At 41.1% G+C, this 314-nt stretch carries 1 pseudogene; it reads left to right on the forward strand.

Annotated elements, in window-relative coordinates:
* Positions 1-314, forward strand: a pseudogene (locus AB4486_RS28165) (hypothetical protein); the annotation flags it as partial.

Raw genomic sequence — 314 nt, forward strand, 5'->3', positions numbered from 1 at the left:
CCTTAGAGCCAACCTTGCCATTTGAACAAGCTGGCCTAGGCATTTACTGGGACAACGATAACTACATCAAAATTAGTAAAGAAATGTTCATGGGCGAGCCTTCCATTGTGTTTGTTGTAGAGCAAAATGGTCAACCAGAGATCAAACAACTTAGCACATTTGAAGGCACGACAGCCTCAGTTAAGATAGAAAAAAATGATGGTACTATCACTGCGTTCTTGGAATGTAATCAAAAACGCTCTTGGCAAGTCATTGGCTCTGCGAAGACATTAAACGGCCAAGCAAAAGGACTTATGCTTTATACCTTTAGTGGT

The sequence above is a fragment of the Vibrio sp. 10N.222.55.C6 genome (genome assembly GCF_041473395.1).
GTDB lineage: Bacteria > Pseudomonadota > Gammaproteobacteria > Enterobacterales > Vibrionaceae > Vibrio > Vibrio crassostreae_C.